This window comes from Cyanothece sp. BG0011, assembly GCF_003013815.1.
Taxonomy (GTDB): Bacteria; Cyanobacteriota; Cyanobacteriia; order Cyanobacteriales; family Microcystaceae; genus Crocosphaera.
On record NZ_PRLH01000224.1, the window covers coordinates 1 to 883 of the forward strand.

Below are 883 nucleotides of genomic sequence, written 5' to 3' on the forward strand. Positions count from 1 at the left end.
CAATTTGGGTTGATTGTTTCAAGAGTCTTGGCTTTTATGAAGCTATTAAGTTACCTTATGAGTATAATTTAAAAGAAAAAGCTTTAATTGTTAGTTACGGAGCTAATGATGAAGCTAAAGTTTTAGGGTGGGAACCTGCCTATAGTATCTGGATTGATTTTTAGTTTGTAAAAGGAGAAATTGTCTTATGAAATTACTTAAAGTATCTATTCCTAACTTCCGTAATCTTAAAAATGTGGAGTTAACTTTTGAACCAAGTTTGAACCCTGCTATTTTTCCAATTGGTAGTGATAATGGGGAAAAAAACTTTTTTTCTAGAATTGATTTTTACTCTATTAATTAATAATCAGACAACTCTTTTTAGAGGTATTAATAAAGATTTTCATGTGGCAACTATTGAATTTAGTAATGGTGATGTTGTTGATTATCATTTTAAGGATCATCAAGTTGTTGCTAGTAAAGACGTTTCTTTAAAGTGCTACTTATTTTTACCTTTAAGTATTAATTACGTTTCTCCCTTAATCAATGTGCCATTTGAAACAAAAATGGAGAAATCCGTAATTATTATGAACTCATAAAAAATAGAACAAGAAGAAATGACTTGTCTGTTACAACTATTAATTATCAAGAGCAAAAAATAAAAGCATTACAAGAATTTTTTAAAAAGAAAAAAATCAATAATGCTATTATTCTTATGGACGGAATTGAAAATAATTTGCATCCTGACTGGCAATATAATATAGTCCATGAATTAGCATCCTGGGGTGATAATCAATATTTATTAGCAACTCATTCTTTTTATCTATGTGAAGCTTTAACCCCTGGTCACGTTAAAATTATCAAGTAGTTGAGAAGCGATCACTTATAGCCATCCACAAGAAAA

General features: G+C 29.0%; 2 protein-coding genes. Both read left to right on the forward strand.

The window, feature by feature from the left end:
- The first annotated feature begins 293 nt into the window (after positions 1–293).
- Positions 294–578, forward strand: a complete 285-nt coding sequence (locus C4E06_RS27170; protein WP_157951272.1) for a hypothetical protein — start codon at positions 294–296, stop codon at positions 576–578.
- Positions 579–601: 23 nt separating this feature from the next.
- A complete protein-coding gene (locus C4E06_RS27175) occupies positions 602–847 on the forward strand; it encodes an ATP-binding protein (RefSeq protein WP_107671426.1) in 246 nt (81 codons plus the stop codon).
- The last annotated feature ends 36 nt before the right edge of the window (positions 848–883 follow it).